General features: G+C 61.2%; 16 protein-coding genes and 1 pseudogene. 5 read left to right on the forward strand and 12 right to left on the reverse strand.

What is annotated here, in order from left to right:
* Window positions 1–43 precede the first annotated feature (43 nt).
* Together JIO00_RS01275 and JIO00_RS01280 are read left to right on the forward strand one after the other, a co-directional pair.
* Entirely contained in the window at window positions 44–1,270 is a 1,227-nt protein-coding gene (locus tag JIO00_RS01275) for a 3-hydroxyacyl-CoA dehydrogenase (protein ID WP_077747509.1), read from the forward strand.
* Window positions 1,271–1,443: 173 nt separating this feature from the next.
* Complete coding sequence (locus JIO00_RS01280; RefSeq protein WP_010464723.1) at window positions 1,444–1,875, forward strand: acyl-CoA thioesterase; 432 nt, start codon at window positions 1,444–1,446, stop codon at window positions 1,873–1,875.
* A gap of 68 nt (window positions 1,876–1,943) precedes the next feature.
* Here the strand turns inward: JIO00_RS01280 and JIO00_RS01285 are convergent, their stop codons facing one another.
* From JIO00_RS01285 to JIO00_RS01300, 4 genes are all read right to left on the reverse strand, one after another.
* Window positions 1,944–2,432 carry a glycine zipper domain-containing protein gene (locus tag JIO00_RS01285; RefSeq protein WP_010464721.1) on the reverse strand — a complete coding sequence of 163 codons (489 nt, stop codon included), beginning with the start codon at window positions 2,430–2,432 and terminating at the stop codon, window positions 1,944–1,946.
* Window positions 2,433–2,792: 360 nt separating this feature from the next.
* Window positions 2,793–5,141 carry an FdhF/YdeP family oxidoreductase gene (locus JIO00_RS01290; protein ID WP_102593429.1) on the reverse strand — a complete coding sequence of 783 codons (2,349 nt, stop codon included), beginning with the start codon at window positions 5,139–5,141 and terminating at the stop codon, window positions 2,793–2,795.
* Complete coding sequence (fdhD, locus tag JIO00_RS01295) at window positions 5,138–5,977, reverse strand: formate dehydrogenase accessory sulfurtransferase FdhD (RefSeq protein WP_154502599.1); 840 nt, start codon at window positions 5,975–5,977, stop codon at window positions 5,138–5,140. The genes JIO00_RS01290 and fdhD overlap by 4 nt, the downstream gene beginning before the upstream one ends.
* Before the next feature lie 93 nt (window positions 5,978–6,070).
* Complete coding sequence (locus JIO00_RS01300; protein WP_200667468.1) at window positions 6,071–6,958, reverse strand: LysR family transcriptional regulator; 888 nt, start codon at window positions 6,956–6,958, stop codon at window positions 6,071–6,073.
* Window positions 6,959–7,095: 137 nt separating this feature from the next.
* On the opposite strand from JIO00_RS01300, the gene lysM reads away from it, so the two are divergent.
* On the forward strand, window positions 7,096–7,536 hold the full coding sequence (lysM, locus tag JIO00_RS01305) for a peptidoglycan-binding protein LysM (RefSeq protein WP_010464714.1): 441 nt from the start codon (window positions 7,096–7,098) through the stop codon (window positions 7,534–7,536).
* Between the two features lie 86 nt (window positions 7,537–7,622).
* Here lysM and yrfG read toward each other — a convergent pair whose 3' ends face one another.
* Window positions 7,623–8,240 carry a GMP/IMP nucleotidase gene (gene yrfG, locus JIO00_RS01310; protein ID WP_200667470.1) on the reverse strand — a complete coding sequence of 206 codons (618 nt, stop codon included), beginning with the start codon at window positions 8,238–8,240 and terminating at the stop codon, window positions 7,623–7,625.
* A gap of 136 nt (window positions 8,241–8,376) precedes the next feature.
* Here yrfG and nudE point away from each other — a divergent pair.
* A pseudogene (nudE, locus tag JIO00_RS01315) lies at window positions 8,377–8,944 on the forward strand (ADP compounds hydrolase NudE).
* A complete protein-coding gene (gene cysQ / locus JIO00_RS01320; RefSeq protein WP_154502602.1) occupies window positions 8,941–9,768 on the forward strand; it encodes a 3'(2'),5'-bisphosphate nucleotidase CysQ in 828 nt (275 codons plus the stop codon). Before nudE ends, cysQ begins: the two are co-directional and overlap by 4 nt.
* Window positions 9,769–9,938: 170 nt before the next feature.
* Here cysQ and JIO00_RS01325 read toward each other — a convergent pair whose 3' ends face one another.
* Genes JIO00_RS01325 through rfbB form a run of 7 tightly spaced genes read right to left on the reverse strand, consistent with a single transcriptional unit; the run spans window position 9,939 to window position 17,033 of the window.
* Window positions 9,939–10,394: a YiiD C-terminal domain-containing protein gene (locus tag JIO00_RS01325; protein WP_154502605.1), complete on the reverse strand. Its 456-nt coding sequence runs from the start codon at window positions 10,392–10,394 to the stop codon at window positions 9,939–9,941.
* 40 nt (window positions 10,395–10,434) lie between these two features.
* Window positions 10,435–11,829, reverse strand: a complete 1,395-nt coding sequence (locus tag JIO00_RS01330; RefSeq protein WP_200667471.1) for a sigma-54-dependent transcriptional regulator — start codon at window positions 11,827–11,829, stop codon at window positions 10,435–10,437.
* Entirely contained in the window at window positions 11,826–13,634 is a 1,809-nt protein-coding gene (locus tag JIO00_RS01335; protein ID WP_010464701.1) for a sensor histidine kinase, read from the reverse strand. The genes JIO00_RS01330 and JIO00_RS01335 overlap by 4 nt, the downstream gene beginning before the upstream one ends.
* 36 nt (window positions 13,635–13,670) lie before the next feature.
* A complete protein-coding gene (gene rfbD, locus JIO00_RS01340; protein ID WP_200667472.1) occupies window positions 13,671–14,540 on the reverse strand; it encodes a dTDP-4-dehydrorhamnose reductase in 870 nt (289 codons plus the stop codon).
* The gene (rfbC, locus tag JIO00_RS01345; protein ID WP_102593434.1) at window positions 14,537–15,082 is read right to left on the reverse strand and encodes a dTDP-4-dehydrorhamnose 3,5-epimerase; all 546 of its coding nucleotides are present in this window, start codon (window positions 15,080–15,082) and stop codon (window positions 14,537–14,539) included. Before rfbC ends, rfbD begins: the two co-directional genes overlap by 4 nt.
* Window positions 15,079–15,954, reverse strand: coding sequence for a glucose-1-phosphate thymidylyltransferase RfbA (gene rfbA / locus JIO00_RS01350; RefSeq protein WP_042932450.1), 876 nt, complete (start codon window positions 15,952–15,954; stop codon window positions 15,079–15,081). Before rfbA ends, rfbC begins: the two co-directional genes overlap by 4 nt.
* Window positions 15,951–17,033, reverse strand: coding sequence for a dTDP-glucose 4,6-dehydratase (rfbB, locus tag JIO00_RS01355; protein ID WP_102593435.1), 1,083 nt, complete (start codon window positions 17,031–17,033; stop codon window positions 15,951–15,953). Before rfbB ends, rfbA begins: the two co-directional genes overlap by 4 nt.
* Between the last annotated feature and the right edge of the window lie 7 nt (window positions 17,034–17,040).

Genomic DNA, 17,040 nt, shown 5'->3' on the forward strand with positions numbered 1-17,040 from the left:
CTATGGTGAGGACTGTCTTTGGATCGCCAACAAGAGAGCAAACATGAGCCAGACACCGTTCAACATTCAGCGCGCCGCCGTGATTGGTGCGGGCACCATGGGCCGTGGCATTGTCATGTGCCTGGCCAATGCCGGGGTGCCGGTGCAATGGGTCGATAACAACCCGCAGATGCTGGAACAGGCGCTGATTACCGTGGCGGACACCTACGCGCACAATGTGCGCCAGGGTCGCATCGATCAGGCCGAGGCGGATGCGCGCATCGCTCGGGTCACGGCAGCGGCTGATTATGCGGCGATCCGCGAGGTTGATCTGGTGATCGAAGCGGTTTACGAAAACCTTGAGCTCAAGCAAAAGATCTTTCGCGAACTGGACGGGCTGCTCAAACCCGAAGCCATTCTGGCCAGCAACACTTCAGCGCTGGATATCGACGCCATCGCCGCGGCGACTCGCCGTCCGGCTCAGGTCCTGGGGCTGCACTTCTTCAGCCCGGCGCACATCATGAAATTGCTGGAAATCGTTCGCGGTGCGCAGACTTCGCCCGCCGTACTCGATGCGGCGCTGGAGCTGGGCACGCGCATGGGCAAGGTCAGCGTGGTAGCGGGCAACTGTGAGGGTTTCATCGGCAACCGCATGCTCAATACCTACGTGCTTGAAGCGCGCAAGATGCTGCTTGAGGGCGCTTATCCCTATCAGGTGGATGCGGCGTTGCAAGGCTTCGGTTTTGCCATGGGGCCGTTTCGCATGTACGACGTGGTGGGCGTCGACCTGGGATGGCGGGCTCGGGAACTGGCAGGCACAGGCCAGGATGCGCCTGAGGTTCAGGTGGATAACCGTCTGTGCGAACTGGGGCGATTTGGTCAGAAGAGCGGCAATGGCTATTACCACTATGAGCCGGGCAGTCGACAGGCTGAACACGATCCTGAAGTCGATGCGCTGGTGCTAAATGTCAGCGAAGGGCTTGGCTTCCAGCGTCGGGAGATAAGCCCTGAGGAGATTCTTGAGCGCTGTCTGCTGGCACTGGTCAATGAAGGCGCGAAGATCCTTCAGGAAGGTATTGCGGGGTCGGCGCACGACATTGATCTGGTGTACCTCAACGGTTATGGCTTCCCGGCGGACAAGGGCGGGCCAATGGCGTGGGCGGATCAGCAAGGGCTGGCGGATATTCATCAGCGTTTGATGGCGCTGGAGACTCGCCAGGGCGATCACTGGAAGCCGGCACGGTTGATTGGTGAGTTGGAGTTGATGGGTAAAGGGTTTGCTGACAAGTAATTGATGCAGCGCCTGTGCCGGCGCTTTCGCGAGCAGGCTCGCTCCCACAAGGGATCTCGGTCGCCCACAAATTCTGTGTTCACAGAAGATCAAATGTGAGAGCGAGCCTGCTCGCGATGAATACAGCGCGGTATTCGCCTTAGACTGGCAATCCAACTCCAGGAATCGACACGATGTCCAACCCGATGCCCCAACGCACCGACTACCCGCACTTCCAGCCCATCACCACCCGCTGGCACGACAACGACGCCTACGGTCACGTCAACAACGTCACTTACTACAGCTTCTTCGACACGGCAGTGAACACCTACCTGATCGAAATCGGCGGCCTGGATATCCATGACGGCGAGGTGGTGGGTTTTGTGGTGAGTTCATCTTGCGATTATTTCGCCTCCATCGCCTTTCCGGAGCGGATCGAGATCGGTCTGCGGGTGGGCAAGTTGGGTAACAGCTCGGTGCAGTACGAACTGGCGGTATTCAAGGCCGGGGAAGACGAGGCCTGCGCGGCGGGGCGCTTCGTGCATGTGTTTGTGGATCGGACGTCGAATCAGCCGGTGGCGATCCCTGCCGGATTGCGTGGTGCATTGGAGCGTCTGGTGGTTTGACGGACAAAAAAAATCGCAGCCCTTGGGCTGCGATTTTTTATCTATCGGTCAGCGAAGCCGTTCAGGCCTCAATGATGACGATAGTGCTTGTTATGTTTGCGATGACCGTAGGCATGACCTCGGCCCGGGTGGCCGTCACGGTAGTAGCGACGATCATCACGGCCGCCGCGATAGGAGCGACGATCATCGTCTTCATCGCTCTTGTTGCCCATGTAGTTACCCAGCGCGCCACCGGCGCCGCCGCCTGCTGCGGAGCCGATCAGGCTGCCGGTGGTGCCGCCCATGCTGCGGCCGACCACGTTACCGCCTGCTGCGCCCAACGCACCACCAATGGCGGCTTCGCCACGGCTGCGTTTGTCTGCGCCGACTGCGCTACCACCCGCGCCGCCCAAGGCCGCGCCAATGGTGGAACCAGTATTACCGCCAAGCGACTGACCGACGACCGAGCCAAGAACCCCGCCCAATGCGCCGCCCACACCTGCTTCGGTGGTGCCTCCGGCAGAAGCGAAGCCACTGACCAGGCCAAGGGACAACAAGAGAATCGAGGAGAACTTCATAGAGGAACCTCAAGGGGATGACGGCGCGATCCTGAGGCTGTGTCGGGGTTGTGACAATCGAAATCCGACGAGTAACACGACTTGAGCACATTTCTATAAGTTGCTGTTTTTTGGGCGGAACTTAACGGTTTTTCGCCGGTCTTTAGCTACTTCGGATAGGCCGTTTTTGTGAAAAAGCGGCCTTTTTTGTGGGCGATTGGAAAGTACCGAGAGGGGCCCGATCATGTGTTGTCATGTCGGGACGCCTTCGCGGGCAAACCTCGCTCCTACAGGATTCGTGTCATGTACAAAAAAAATGCGTAAGACACCGATCCTGTAGGAGCGAGGCTTGCCCGCGAAGAGGCCAGACCTGCCGTCCCGTTAAGCCGACTTGGCCAAAATCAACCCGGTCTCACTCGCCATTTCCAGACGGATCGCCACAAACTTCGACGTCGGCGTATGGCTGCCATCCCCGGTGCTTTCCAGCGGCACCAGCGGATTCACTTCTGGATAGTAAGCAGCCGCCTGCCCCGCAGGAATATCAAACGCCAGCAGCGTAAAGCCCTTCACTCGACGCTCACGTCCATCATCCCAGATCGAAACGATGTCAGCCTTCTGCCCAGGCTTGAACCCCAGACGAATGATGTCCGCTTCATTGACGAACAACACATCCCGCTGACCCTTCACGCCACGGTAACGGTCATCCAGCCCATAAATCGTGGTGTTGTACTGATCGTGAGAACGCATCGATTGCATGATCAGGTCCGGCAACACGCCCGTGGCGCGGGTGCGTTCGTGCACCAGGTCCTTGGGCAGGGCGTTCGGGCGGAAATTGGCGCGCCCGGACGGGGTGTTCCACTTGCGTGCACCGGCGCTGTTGCCGAGGTAGAAACCGCCCGGATTCTTGATCTTCTCGTTGAAGTCGCGAAAGCCCGGAATGGTATCGGCGATCAGATCGCGAATGCGGCTGTAATCGGCCACGAGCCAGTTCCAGTCCACCGGTCTGCTGCCCAGGGTCGCGGCAGCGATGCCGGCGATAATCGACGGCTCCGAGCGCATCTGGTTCGACAGTGCCTGCAACTGGCCGTTGGAGGCGTGGACCATGCTGAACGAATCTTCGACGGTCACCGCTTGCGCGCCTTCGGCCTGGATATCGATGTCGGTACGGCCCAGGCACGGCAGAATCAGCGCATCTTTACCGTGGGCCAAATGGCTGCGGTTGAGCTTGGTGCTGATCTGCACGGTCAGGTCGCAATTGCTCAGGGCCTGGAAGGTGCGCGGGCTGTCCGGGGTTGCCTGGGCGAAGTTGCCACCCAGACCGATAAAGACTTTGGCGCGGCCTTCGGCCATGGCATGAATCGCCTCGACCACGTTATGACCGTTTTCACGCGGCACCTTGAACTGGAAGCGCCGCTCCAGGGAATCGAGGAACGCCACTGGCGGACGTTCGTTGATGCCCATCGTCCGGTCACCCTGCACGTTACTGTGGCCACGCACCGGGCACAGGCCGGCGCCCGGCCGGCCGATGTTGCCGCGCAGCAGCATCAGGTTGGCGATTTCCTGGATGGTTGCCACTGAGTGGCGGTGCTGGGTGATGCCCATGGCCCAGCACATGATGACGTTCTTGCCTTTGGCGTACATGCGCGCCGCTTGCTCGATTTCCACCAGGGGCAGGCCGGACTGCTCGACGATCTGCTCCCAGGAAGTGTCGTCGACGGTGCCCAGGTATTCCAGGACGTTGACGCTGTGCTCATTGAGGAAATCGTGGTCGAACACGGCCGGCTCACCCGCTTTCTGCGCGTCGCGCTCCCATTGCAGCAGGAATTTCGCCATGCCACGCAGCACCGCCATATCGCCGCCCAACGCCGGGCGGAAGTAGGCGGTGTTGGTCGGCTTGTCGCCGTTGGTGAGCATTTCGATCGGGTGCTGCGGGTGCTGGAAGCGTTCCAGGCCCCGCTCTTTCAACGGGTTGATACAGACCACCTGCGCGCCGCGTTTCACGGCTTCGCGCAATGGTTCGAGCATCCGCGGATGGTTGGTGCCCGGGTTCTGGCCCCAGACAAAAATCGCGTCGGCGTGTTCGAAGTCGTCGAAGGTCACGGTGCCTTTGCCGACACCGACACTTTGCGCCAACGCCACGCCGCTGGCCTCGTGGCACATGTTCGAGCAGTCGGGGAAGTTGTTGGTGCCGTAGGTGCGCACGAACAATTGATAGAGGTACGCCGCTTCGTTGCTGGCGCGGCCCGAGGTGTAGAACTCGGCCTGATTCGGGCTCGACAGGCCCTGCAAATGTTTGGCGATCAAGGCGAACGCCGCTTCCCAGCTGATCGGCTTGTAGCGATCGGTTTCGGCGTCATAGCTTAATGGCTCGGTCAGGCGACCCTGATACTCCAGCCAATAGTCGCTCTGTTCCAGCAACGAACTAACGCTGTGTTTAGCAAAGAAAGCGCCGTCGACACGCCGTTTGGTCGCTTCCCAGTTCACCGCTTTGGCGCCGTTCTCGCAGAACGCCACCATGCCGGCTTCGTTGGAATCGCCCCAGGCGCAACCGGGGCAGTCGAACCCGCCGTTCTTGTTGGTTTTGAGCATCATGCGCAGGTTTTTCAGCGCGTTGTCACTGGTCAACCAGGCCCGGGCAACGCTGGCCAGTGCGCCCCAGCCACCGGCCGGGCCTTTGTAGGGCTTGTAGCGAGGGACGGGTTTCTGGTCGGCTTGACGGTGTTGACTCACGCTTGATTCTCCAATGCCGGGCTGTAGACCCGCGGCGCATTCTTCTGGGGCAGATGGATGAGGTTGAGGTTGTGGCGACGGGCCCATTGCACGGCAAGGCCCGTGGGCGACGACAGGCTGACCAGGGTCTGGATGCCGGCGCGCAATACTTTTTGAATCAATTCGAGGCTGCAACGGCTGGTGACAATCGCCAGGCCGCCTTCAGTCGGGATCTTCTGGCGGATGAGCCCGCCAATCAGTTTGTCGAGGGCGTTATGCCGGCCGATGTCTTCACGGCCCAGCAGCAATTCCCCCTGACCGTTCATGAACACCGCCGCATGCACTGCGCCGGAGTACTGACCAAGAGGCTGGAACGCACCGATGCGCTGGCGCAAGCCATCGAGCCATTCGGCGGGGGGCAAGGGCGCGCCGGGCAATACCTTGAGGTCTGGCAACGCCTGTTCAACCGCTTCCACGCCGCAGAGCCCGCAGCCGCTGGTGCCGGCCATTTGCCGACGCTGCTGCTTGAGGTTCCAGAACGCGCGGTTGGCGATGGTCACTTGCGCGTATTGCGCCGAGCCCGAGCCGCTGAGTTGCAAGTCATAGATGTCAGAGGCGTCTTCGATGATGCCGCTGCCGAGGCTGAAACCGACGATGAAGTCTTCAAGGTCCGTCGGCGTTACCAGCATCACCGCCTGACTGATGCCGTTATAAGCGATCGCCAACGCGACTTCTTCGGCGAGCGCGGTGCTGGCCGATTCGGTTTGTTGAAGGTCGCTGTAACTGTAGGTCTGGCTGGCGGCGGGTGCGGGCGCTTCAGAGGCGGGCGCCGCGCAGGCAGGGCGCTTGGCTTTCATGGGCATCACCGACGGTTTAGTCAGCTTTAAGCCTAGGCGCGTCAACATGTCGCGTCTAATCGCTTATACCGATCTACCGATAGATGACATCGATCAAGAAGCTGTCAGCGATTTCTGATAGATCGCAAAGCAGGCTTCGGCCAGCGCCGAACGCGGGGCGCTGCGACGCATGATCAGCCCAAGCCGGGCAAGGGTCTTGGCGTTTTCGATGGGTTGCAGACGCAAGTGATCGGTGAGGTTTTCCAGGCCGCCATCCAACGGCATCACCGCGCAGCAGAGGCCGCCGTGCACCCCTTGTAACAATTGGTGGACCGCGTCGGTTTGCAGAAGCGGCTGGGGTGTCAGGCCGCGGCTGTGGAAGTTGTGATCGATGGACTGGCGAAAGTGCATGCCGCTGGTGAGCATGCCCAAGGGCAACTCGATCAAGGACTCCCAACTCAACGGCGCCTCGCCAAAGCTGAAGAAGCGCTGATCGTAGAGCAGGCCCATGTGGGTTTCGCTGAAGGCCAGGGAATCGAAACGCTCGTTGTCCAGTCGCTCCAGGTAAGACACGCCGAGGTCCAGGCGATTGTTCGCCAGTTGTTCGAGGATTTGTTCGGAGCTCAGGGCCGAGAGTTCAAAGCGCAGGTTCGGGTGTTCGGCATGCAGGCGTTGCATCAACGGCAGCGGATCGAAACTCGACAGCGGCACCACGCCCAACCGCAGCGTACCGACCAGATTGCCGCGACAGGCGGCCGCCTCGGCCTGCAAGCCGTCGTAGGCCGCCAGCACCGTGCGTGCCCACGCCAACACGCGCTCGCCCGGCGCGGTGAAGCCTTCGAAGCGCTGGCCACGATTGACCAGCGGCAGGTCGAGTTCTTCTTCGAGGCTGCGCAGGCGCATGGACAGGGTCGGCTGGGTAATATGGCAGCGCGCCGCGGCCTGGCCGAAGTGGCGGGTTTCGTCGAGGGCGATGAGGAATTTCAGCTGCTTGATGTCCATCTTCGCTCCAGGGCGCGGTGAAGGTCGGGATTCTAGCGCTTGTGCCGGATCAGCGTCATTGGTCGGGTTGGAACCGGGGGTTTCAAGCTTGGTCTAGTCTTTTGCGTCTGGAACCCTAAACCCAAGGAGCGTGCACCATGAGTATTTTTAGCTTTGTGAAAGAAGCAGGCGAAAAACTTATCGATCTACTGACACCGGGCAACGCCAATGCCAGTGAGCAGTTGAAGGAACACATCAGCAAGGTCGGCCTGGGTAACCCGAATGTGCAGGCTACGGTGGACGGCGACAAAGTCACCGTCACCGGTGATGTGGGCAGCCAGGAAGAGAAGGAAAAGATTCTGCTGGCGGTGGGCAATATCGCTGGAGTTGGCAGCGTGGACGATCAGATGACCGTGACCGGGCCGGTGGTAGTGGCCGCAAAGTTTGTCACCGTCGTGAAGGGCGACACCCTCAGCGCTATTTCCTTGCGCGTGTATGGCGATGCCAACAAGTATCAAAAAATCTTCGAGGCCAACAAACCGATGCTCAAGCATCCGGACAAGATCTATCCGGGGCAGACGTTGCGGATTCCTGAGTAATCCTTAAGTCCGTTTGATGGCCTTCGCGGGCAAGTCGGAGCGAGCGATGCGGCGTTCCGACTTGCCCGCGAAGCAGGCGATAAGGTCTAAAGCCCTGCAATAAGCTCCCGATAATCCCCCACCGCCGCAAACTCCGCCGTGTCCTTCGGCCCTTTGCGACTGTCCGGCTCACTCACCGCCAACAGGTGCGCCACCCCAAAACTCTGCGCACTGCGCAGGATCGGCAACGTGTCGTCGATAAACAGGCTGCGCGCCGGATCAAAACCGATGTCGGCCTGCAACGCCTCCCAGAACTGCGGATTCTCCTTGGGAAAACCATAGTCATGCGAGCTGATCAACCGCTCGAAGTAGGGCGCCAGTTCAATCCGTTCCAGCTTCAATGACAGCGAGTCACGGTGCGCATTGGTGATCATCACCACGCGCTTGCCCGCCTGTTTGATCGCCGCCAGAAACGTGTCCGCATCGGGCCGCAGGGCGATCAGGTGGGCGGTTTCCAGTTTCAGTTCGCGCACCGGCAGTTTCAGCTCGGCGCTCCAGAAATCCAGGCAATACCACTGCAGTTGGCCGGCGTTGCGTTCGAACAGCGGCTGCAATTCCATCTCGGCCATGGCCCGGCTGACCCCGTGCAACTCGGCGTAACGCTGAGGCAGGTGCTCCATCCAGAAATGGTTGTCGTAGTGCAGGTCCAGCAGCGTGCCGTCCATATCCAGCAGAACGGTGTCGATGTCGCGCCAGGGCAGCAGGGGACATAAAAAACTTCTCCAGCGGTAAAAAAGATATCCGAGGTCAACAATCAGGATAGGCCGGGTATAGTAACCCGCTTACGCCAAGGAGCCTTTCATGCGCCAGAAACCCACCGTACTCGCCCGCGAGATCGTCGCCACCAGCCGTTTGTTCTGCGTCGAGGAGCTGAAGCTGCGCTTTTCCAATGGCGTGGAGCGCACCTACGAGCGCTTGGTCGGCAAAGGCGCCGGCTATGGCGCGGTGATGATCGTGGCGATGCTCGATGCGGATCATGCCGTGCTGGTCGAAGAGTATTGTGGGCGGCACCGATGCTTATGAGCTGTCGTTGCCCAAAGGCTTGATCGAGCCGGGCGAAGACGTGCTGGCGGCGGCCGAGCGCGAACTCAAGGAAGAGGCCGGGTATGGCGCGCGGCAACTGGAGCACCTGACCGAGTTGTCGTTGTCGCCCGGTTACATGAGCCAGAAGATCCAGGTGGTGCTGGCCACCGATCTGTACGAAGAGCGCCTGGAGGGCGACGAGCCCGAGCCGATGGGCGTGGACAAGATCAACCTGCGCGAGCTCTCATCCCTGGCGCAGAACCCGCGATTCACCGAGGGCCGTGCCTTGGCGGCGCTGTATCTGGCCCGTGATCTGCTGACTCAGCGAGGGGTGTTTCTGCCATGACGTTCCCGCATCCATTGATGGCGCCTGTGATTGAGCTGGCGTTGAAGGCTGGCGAAGCGATTTTGCCGTTCTGGCGCATCGGCACGGCGGTGACCGCCAAGGCTGACGATTCGCCCGTCACCGCAGCCGATCTGGCCGCCCACCATCTGATCCTGGACGGACTGACGGCACTGGACCCGAGTATTCCGGTGCTGTCCGAAGAAGACGCCAACATTCCCCAAAGCGTGCGAGCCGGCTGGCAGCGTTGGTGGCTGGTGGACCCGTTGGACGGGACCAAGGAGTTCATCTCCGGCAGCGAAGAGTTCACCGTCAACATCGCGCTGATCGAGGAGGGCCGGGTGGTGTTTGGCGTGGTGTCGATGCCGACCAACGGGCGGTTTTATGTCGGTGGTGCCGGTCTGGGCGCGTGGCGCGGTGATCAAGGTGCCGAGGCGTTGCCGATTCAGGTTCGTGAGGTTCCTGCTGCGGGTGAGGCGTTTACCGTCGTCGCCAGCCGCCGGCATTCAAGCCCCGAGCAGGAACGTTTGCTGGCCGGTTTGAGCGCCAGTCTGGGTGAGTTGCAACTGGCTAATATCGGCAGTTCGTTGAAGTTCTGTTTGCTGGCGGAAGGCGCGGCGGATTGTTATCCGCGCCTGGCGCCGACCTCGCAGTGGGACACGGCGGCGGCCCAAGGTGTGCTGGAAGGGGCGGGTGGTGAAGTGCTGGATTTGAGCGGGAAGCCTTTTTGTTATCCGGCGCGGGAATCGCTGTTGAATGAGTTTTTTCTGGCGCTGCCGGCGAAGGCTGCGTGGCGAGAGAAGTTACTGGAACTGGCCCGATCCTGAGTTCACCCAAACCTGTGGCGAGGGAGCGTGCTCCCGCTGGGCTGCGAAGCGGCCCCAAAACCTAGACTCCGCGCAGCATCAGTTAAACCCGGCTGCCTGATGTGCGACTGCTGCACCCAAGCGCGGACCGGCCGGCGGGAGCAAGCTCCCTCGCCACAGGTTTTGTGTCTTTACCGGTGCAAGACGTACTGCCCGGTAAACCTCACCGCATCCTCATCACTATCGGCATTGACGATCCGCGAATGCAACGTCAGCCGCGCCCGTCCATAGCGCTGATACATCGCCAGAAACTTCTTCCACACCACCGCGCTCGGCGCCTGGCAAATCGCAATCGCGTCCATGGTCACCGGCAGCGGATAAGTGATGTGCCCCTCTTGAATCACGATGTGCCCGCCTTCAATCCCTTCTTCGTGCAAGCGCAAATGCAGCCAGCCCCAACCTGCCAGCACGGCGCCGCAGTACAGGCTGCCGCCGAACATGGTGCTTTTGTGATTGACGTTGGCCTCCAGTGGCAAGTGCAGTCGCAGTTGCTGGTCGTGCCAGTCGAGCACTTTGAGGCCCATGTCCCGGGTCAACGGAATATCGCGGTGGAGGACTGATTCCAGGTGACGACTGTCGCGGCTCATTCACGGGTCTCTTTTTTAAAGATGATGATGGGACGGTAGCTCAATCGAGTTCGTCGGTGTGGCTGCTGGAGCCACCGTCGGCGAAGTTCAGGCCGTGCTTGCGCAGTTTGTCGTGCAGAGTCTTGCGCGGAATGCCGAGGGCCTCGGCGAGGCTGCGCACCGAGCTGTGAGAGCGCGCCAGTTCGGCGGCAATCAACGATTTCTCGAAGTTTTCCACTTGCTCGCTCAGGCCGCCGCTGACCACTTCGACGGTCATGCCGGCAGCGCCCTCCGGTGTGTTGTTGTCCAGGGCCAGTTCCAGGCCCAGGGCAAAACGTTCGGCGGCGTTTTGCAGTTCACGCACGTTGCCCGGCCAGGTGTGGCGCAGCAGCAGGGCGCGTTGCCCCGGTTGCAGTTCATGGGGCGGCAAGCCATGGCGGGCGCTGGCTTCGTCGGCGAAATACTGGAACAGCACCAGCGCGTCTTCGCCGCGCTCACGCAGCGGCGGAATACGCAGCGGCGCGACGTTCAGGCGGTAATACAAGTCGGCCCGGAAGCGCCCTTGATCGGCGGATTGACGCAGGTCTTCCTTGGTCGCGGCGATGATGCGGATGTCCAACGGGATCAGTTGATTGCCGCCCAAACGCTCGACCACGCGCTCCTGAAGCAAGCGCAGCAGTTTCACCTGCACATCCAGGCTCATGCTTTCGATTTCATCGAGAAACAACGTGCCGCCGTTGGCGAATTCGAATTTGCCGATGCGACGCTTTTGCGCGCCGGTGAAGGCCCCCGGCTCGTGACCGAACAGCTCGCTTTCCACCACAGACTCAGCCAAGGCCCCGGCGTTGATCGCTACAAACGGACCGCTACGTCGGCTCGACAAATCGTGCAGCGCGCGGGCCACGACTTCTTTGCCGGCACCGGTTTCGCCAAGAATCAGCACGTCAGCCTTAGTTGCCGCCAGCGCACCAATTTGCTCGCGCAAGCGCAGCATCGGCGCCGATTGCCCGACCAGTCGGGTGCTCAGTTCATTGCGATCGCTCAGGGCCAGACGCAGGCTGCGGTTATCCAGAACCAGTCGGCGCAGGGCCAAGGCGCGGCGAACGCTGTCCAGCAGCGCGTCGCTGGCGAAGGGTTTTTCCAGGAAGTCATACGCCCCGGCACGCATCGCTTGCACGGCCAGCGGCACATCGCCGTGGCCGGTGATCAGCAACACGGGCAACTCAGGGTCCTGGGCATGCAGTTCGGTCAGCAGTTCGAGGCCGTCCATGCCCGGCATGCGGATGTCGCTGACCACCACGCCGGGCCAGTCGCGCTCCAGTTGCCCGGCCAGGCCCTTGGCTTCGGCCAGTGGCAGGATTTTCAGGCCCGCCAGGTCCAGCGTCTGGCTCAACGCCTGACGCAGGTGGGGATCGTCGTCGATCAGCACGACCTGGACACGGTTATCGATGGTCATGCACTTCGGTCCTCGGACGGTTGCAGGCTCACACCCGGTGCGCCTGCGCGCAACTTCAGGGTAATCAGGGCGCCGCCTTCCTTGTGGTTGGCGAACGACAGTTCACCGCCGAAGGCGCGCATCAGGGTTTCGCAAATCGCCAACCCCAGGCCAAGCCCCTGGGTGCGGGTCTTGGTGGTGTAGAAGGGCTCGCTGGCGCGACCAAGGGCTTCCATGCAGAAGCCGGGGCCGTTGTCGCGAATGTACAGCGTGACGCCGTCCGCGGTGGATTGGGCACTCAACCAGAGTTTACGCGGCGGGCCTTTTTCGGTCAGCGCGTCCAGCGCGTTGGCCAACAGGTTGCCGAGCACCTGGCGCAGGCGGGTTTCCCCGGCCTCGACCCACAACGTGGCCGCCGGCAAATCGCGGATCAGTTCGACTTCCATGCTGCGCCGACGCTTGGCCAGCAACGCCAGGGCGTCATCCAATGCTGGTTGCAGGGCGACACTTTCCGGCGCATGGCGATCGCGCCGGGCGAAGGCGCGCAAATGAGCAATGATCGACGCCATGCGTCCGGTCAGTTCGCTGATCAGCTTGAGGTTGCCGCGGGCATCGTCGGTGCGCTGATGATCGAGCAGCACTTCGGCGTTTTCCGCGTAGCTGCGAATGGCGGCCAACGGTTGATTCAATTCGTGGCTGATGCTCGCCGACATCGTCCCCAGCGCCGACAACTTGCCGGCCTGCACCAAGTCGTCCTGGGCGCGCACCAGTTCCTGCTGGGCATGTTCGCGCTCCAGCACTTCCTGTTTCAATCGACGGTTGAGGCCTTCGAGGTCACTGGTCCGCTCGGCGACCCGGCCTTCCAGCTCGCGCCGCGCCTTGGCTTCGAAGGCGATGCGTTCGAGGTAATGGCGGCGGCGCTGCATCATCAGGCCGAGCAGCAACATCAAGACCAGCAACGTCGCGCCGCCAATGGCGACAACGGTACGCACCGGGCGGTCGATCAGGGTGCGGGGGGCGAGGATGCTGACGTTCCAGCCGGTTTCGGCGATCTGCTGGGTTTGAGTCAGCCAGGCGTTGGGGTTGAGCCTCAATGGTTTCGGATCGCGGGTCGGGTACGGCTGGATCGCAGTGATCGCTTTGCTTTCTTCTTCGCTCAAGGGCCGGGTCGAGCGGAATCGCCACTCAGGCCGCGACGTGAGGATGACCACACCGTTATGGTCGGTCAGCAGCAGTTGTTCCGGGGTTTTACCCCACAGGCTTTCGGTGTGGTCCAGGTCGACCTTGACCACCAGTACGCCGATGATTTTCTCGCCGTTGCGCACGGCGGCGGCGAAGAAATAGCCGCGCTTGGCTGACGTGGTGCCTAAGCCGAAAAAGCGCCCGAGCCGCCCGGCCATGGCTTCGCTGAAATACGGACGGAAGGAAAAATTGCGGCCGACGAAACTGTCGTGTTTGTCCCAGTTCGATGCGGCCAGGGTCTTGCCCGTGGTGTCCATCAGGTACATGACTTCGGCGCCGGTCTGGGCGCTGATGTTTTTCAACAGGCGATTGGCATTGCCTTGGGTGACGCTGTCATCCGGCGCCCCGAGCACCGCGCGCAGGGCCGGCAGGTCGCCGAGGATCTGCGGCAACACTTCATAACGGTGCAGCGTGCCCAGCAGGTTGGCAACGTAAAGGTCGAGGGTCTGACGGTTCTGCCCGGCCAGCTCGCTGCGGTAGTAACGCTCGGCCAGATGCTCCAGCGGCCACAGCAACGGCGCCAGGCACAGCGCAAGCAGTGCGAGGCTGCGCCAGCGGGGTCTGCGGGGAAGGGTCGGAGTCATGAGCATCGGGCGCCTGTGGGTACAGGCGCATTATGCCTAGGCTTGCTCGTCAAGACACTCGCGCAGCGCGGTTTGCCAGTCAGGCTGACTGACGCCCCATTCGCGTTGCAGGCGGCTGCAATCCAGGCGCGAGTTCAATGGCCGGGCGGCCGGCGTCGGATAGTCGCTGGAGGGGATCGGCAGCAGGTTTGCGCAAGGCTTGCCCTGATCCCGCAGTGCCTGGCCGATGGCTTGGGCGAAACCGAACCAGGAAGTCTCACCCTGAGCGGTCAAGTGATACGTGCCCCAGGCCCCGGCCTGTCCCGCTTGCCAGCGTTCGATCAGTGCGACGGTGCTGCTGGCGATCGTGCCGGCCCAGGTGGGCGCGCCGATCTGGTCGGCGACAATGCGCATCTCCGGCTTTTCTTGCAGCAGGCGTTGCATGATCAGCAGGAAATTACGACCGTGGGTCGAGTAGACCCAACTGGTGCGCAGGATCAGGTGCTGGCCTTGTACCGCGCTGATCGCTTGCTCGCCGGCCAGCTTGCTCTTGCCGTAAACGCCGAGCGGGTTGGGCAAATCGGCTTCGTTGTAAGGCTCGGCTTTGCTGCCGTCGAAGACATAATCGGTGGAGTAGTGAATCAGCGGGATACCCAGCGCCGACGCTTCTTCGGCCAAAATACCCGGCCCGGTCGCGTTGATGGCAAACGCCAACTCCGGCTCGCTTTCAGCTTGATCGACCGCGGTGTGAGCGGCGGCGTTGATGATCAGGTCCGGGCGAACGCGCTGCACTTGCTGACGAATCTGTTGCGGCTGAGTCAGATCGAGCTGATCGCGACCCAAAACAACCCATTCGCCAACAGCACCCAGGCGAAGCTGCAACTCACGCGAAACCTGACCGTGCTGACCGCAGATAAGAATTTTCATGGAAACAGATCAGCCTCTTTCAGGCTTTTGCCGTTCTGATCCTTGGCCGACAGTTTGGGCGCTTCGTCCAGTTGCCAGTCGATGGCAAGCGTCGGATCGTCCCAGCGAATGCAACGCTCGGCGGACGGCGTGTAATAGTCCGTAGTCTTATAGAGAAACTCGGCGAAATCGCTCAGCACCACAAACCCATGGGCGAACCCTTCCGGCACCCAGAGTTGGCGACGGTTTTCTGCAGACAGGCGCACCGCTTCCCACTGGCCGAAATTCGGCGAGCTGCGACGGATGTCCACCGCGACGTCGAGCACTTCGCCGACGGTTACCCGCACCAGTTTCCCCTGGGTATTTTCCAGCTGATAGTGCAGGCCGCGCAGCACGCCTTTCTGCGAGCGGGAGTGGTTATCCTGAACAAACTGCGTGTCCAGGCCGGTCGCTTCTTCGAACGCCTTGGCATTGAAGCTTTCGTAGAAAAAACCGCGCTCGTCACCAAACACCTTGGGTTCAATGATCAGCACGCCGGGCAAGGCGGTTTCAATCACATTCATTGTTCTTCCCCGGCCAGTTTGAAGAGGTACTGGCCATAGCCGGTCTTGCCGAAATAGCTGGCGCGCTCCAGCAACAGCTCGCGGCTGATCCAGCCATTTTCGTAAGCGATTTCTTCGAGGCAAGCGACTTTCAGGCCTTGGCGGTGCTCGATGGTCTGCACGTATTGCGAGGCTTCGAGCAGGCTGTCGTGGGTGCCGGTGTCGAGCCAGGCGAACCCGCGACCGAAGCGCTCGACCTGCAGATCGCCGCGTTGCAGGTAAGCGTTGTTGATGTCGGTGATCTCCAGCTCTCCACGCGGCGAAGGCTTCACCGCTTTGGCGATCTCGATCACATCGTTGTCGTAGAAATACAGGCCGGTCACGGCATAGCTGGACTTCGGCTTTTTCGGCTTCTCTTCGATCGACAGGGCGCGGCCTTCTCTGTCGAAATCAATCACGCCGAAGCGCTCCGGATCCTTGACCCAATACCCAAACACGGTGGCGCCGGAAGGGCGCATGGCCGCGTTTTTCAACTGTTCGCCAAAGTGCTGCCCATGGAAGATGTTGTCGCCGAGGATCAGGCACACCGGATCGTCGCCAATAAATTCTTCGCCGATCAGGAAAGCCTGGGCCAAACCGTCCGGCGACGGCTGTTCGGCGTAGCTGAAGTTGACGCCGAACTGACTGCCGTCACCCAGCAGGTTGCGGTATTGCGGCAAATCCTGAGGCGTGGAGATCAACAAAATATCTTTGATGCCGGCCAGCATCAGGACCGAGATCGGGTAGTAGATCATCGGTTTGTCGTACACCGGCAACAGCTGCTTGGAGACGCCAAGCGTGATCGGGTGCAGACGCGTGCCGGAGCCACCGGCCAAAACGATGCCTTTCATCATGCGAGCAGCTCCTTGGTATTGAGGGCGCCCAGACGTTCGCCCTGATAACTGCCATCCTGAACGCGACGGCACCATTCCAGGTTGTCGAGGTACCACTGAACGGTTTTGCGCAGGCCGGTTTCGAAGGTTTCTTCGGGCACCCAGCCCAGTTCGCGCTCGATCTTGCTCGCGTCGATGGCGTAGCGCAGGTCGTGGCCCGGCCGGTCCTGGACGAAGGTAATCAGGTCAGCGAAATGAGCCACGCCTTCAGGCTTGTTCGGTGCCAACTCTTCGAGCAACGCGCAGATGCCACGCACCACGTCGATGTTCTTTTGCTCGTTGTGACCGCCAATGTTGTAGGTCTCGCCGACCACGCCTTCGGTGACCACTTTGAGCAGCGCCCGGGCGTGATCTTCGACAAACAGCCAGTCACGCACCTGCAGGCCGTTTCCGTAAACCGGCAGCGGCTTGCCGGCCAAGGCGTTGAGGATCACCAGCGGAATCAGTTTTTCGGGGAAGTGGAACGGCCCGTAGTTGTTCGAGCAATTGGTCAGCAACACCGGCAAGCCGTAGGTGCGCTGCCAGGCGCGGACCAGATGGTCGGACGCCGCTTTGCTCGCCGAATAGGGTGAGCTGGGCGCGTAAGGTGTGGTTTCGGTGAACAGATCATCAACGCCGTGCAGGTCGCCGTAGACTTCGTCGGTGGAGATGTGATGGAAGCGGAAGGCGCTTTTTTCCGGCTCGGCCAGCGTCTGCCAGTAGGCGCGAGTGGCCTCGAGCAGGCTGTAGGTGCCGACGATATTGGTCTGGATGAAGTCCGACGGACCGTCAATAGAACGGTCGACATGGGATTCTGCCGCCAGGTGCATGATCGCGTGAGGCTGGAAACGTGCCAGTACCGCACTGACGGTGGCCTGGTCGACGATATCGGCCTGGACGAATTCGTAGCGGGTGTCGGTGGCAATGCTGGTCAGCGACTCGAGATTGCCGGCGTAGGTCAGTTTGTCCAGGTTGAGCACTTCATGCCCGGTGTGCCGAATGAGGTGGCGAATCAGGGCAGAGCCAATGAAACCGGCACCGCCGGTGATGAGAATACGCATGTTGGCC

The organism is Pseudomonas sp. SW-3 (assembly GCF_016615645.1).
Lineage (GTDB): Bacteria > Pseudomonadota > Gammaproteobacteria > Pseudomonadales > Pseudomonadaceae > Aquipseudomonas > Aquipseudomonas mandelii.